A 1,809-nucleotide genomic window follows, 5' to 3' on the forward strand; every position below is an offset into this window, starting at 1 on the left:
CTGGATTGTCTGGCAAACCCCATAAAATTAAGCATGTCGCCACAACGATCAAAACTACTGGCTGAGACGAGGGATAACGTAAATCGGCTAATTCATGGGGCTGAAGTACTGTTGAAGGGTTATCGGGCCTTTTTGCTACTGGCGGGCGACAACAGTCCACCCAAGGTCGAGCGATTGCTGATAGAATTACCGCAATTGGAATACCGGTTCGAGACGCTGAAACGGACCATCCGCTCCGGTTTAAAGAGTATCATTCTGCCAATGCAAGCCGCTGAAGGCGGCCAGTTATCTCGGAGAATGTTTCGCCCGTGGGTGGCAGACTGTCATCAAATGCAATCCTGTCTTCAAGCTCTCAACCCTGTTGAGGCTGAGAAGGTGAAGAGTGTCCATGAGCTGATTTTTGTCTTACATAAGAGCTTTGTAGAGGCATTGGCACAGGTCGCTCTGGCTTCGGCTCAGGGCAGGGTGTTTACGAAAAATAAAATCACTTATGTCGACTGTACGACCCCGGGTGAAAAGGCAACGCTATTGAGTTCTTCCGGAAAAGCATCTATGGAAGAGCTAAAACTTTCAGGAACTGTCATCTGTATGAATGAAGCCGTGATTGTTAACCTGAAGTTAGGGGTTCATGTGGGTCTTATCGAGCTACTTGAGCACGCAGAGGGAGGTAAAGGACGAACCTTGCGGCTGACATTCTCCGACAACTTTGATTTAACCTACGGTGATAAACCCGGCAAGTTCAGGCGTATGTGGTTTCTGGCGCAATTATTGAAGGAGATCGGACTGGATAAAAATGCGGGTAGCATGAAGCTGGGTTGCAACGCTGTAGCGGGTAAAATGACCGTCGAATGCCCCCGAATGAAATCACCTCAAACCATGCATGATGCCTTTGAAAAACTGATCATTGTGTTACGTGCCATGTCTGATCTGGATTGTGATTTAGACGGTACGCCCATTTTTGAAGGAGGTCGGTGGGACTTTAACTTGCTGGCACAAAGCCTTAATCGTGATATAGCGACAGAAGCGGATAGATTCGCCTTTCAACATTGCCTTTTTGTAAAGTCTTTTCTGAGTGGGACTCGTGGGCTCATTGACCCTTGCTGGCGGTTTTTGAAGGAACACCACCAACAGTTTGCTCATCATGCCCGGCGGTTGGGTGTGTGTAAGAGGTCAGTGTTTCTTAAGGAAAAACCGGAAGACAGTCTGTGGGAAATGTTAATGAGTGATGAGATCAGTGAGGGCAGCCGCAGGGAGCTCTTGCATCATTTTTTATTATTAGATCCTAAAAGCGCTATCAGTGTGGTTGAGCAATTTTATGACTTGGGTAATCAGTGTTTTGTTATTAATCCATCTTACCGTTACGGATTGGAGTTTTATGCGCCACCGAGTCCACCGCTTGGGGATCATAAAGAAAAGGTCATGAATACCCTGCGCAAGCATGGACTGAAATATGCCAGTTCACGGGTTCGGAATGATAAAGACTTTGTATTGCCCACCATTTCAGAACATCCAGGAGAACTGCCATATTTGAGTGACGATCTGAGGAATGATATTGATGTCATCAAGGCCGCTGTCGCAAAGTCTCCGAAAGCTTTGTGTTATGCCGCTGAAAGAATCCGAAGCGATAAAAACCTTATTGAAAGCTTAATGGCTGTCAATATTGATATCTTAATAGGTGCCAGTAAAACTTTATTGAATGATCGCGAGTACATGCTGACCTTAATTGCACAGAATCCTCGTGTGTTCATGTTTGTTGCTTTCGAGCTTGGAAGTGATAAGGCTTTTATCGAGGCAGCAAAACAAATAAAC

Annotated in this window: 1 protein-coding gene; it reads left to right on the plus strand. The window is 45.9% G+C overall.

Translation table 11 applies throughout. The annotated features are described in order from the left end of the window. Window positions 1-1,809: DUF4116 domain-containing protein (locus KDK16_RS05420; RefSeq protein ID WP_257275036.1), on the plus strand; the 1,809-nt coding region annotated here is incomplete at both ends.

The sequence above is a fragment of the Endozoicomonas sp. SESOKO4 genome, from assembly GCF_024606275.1.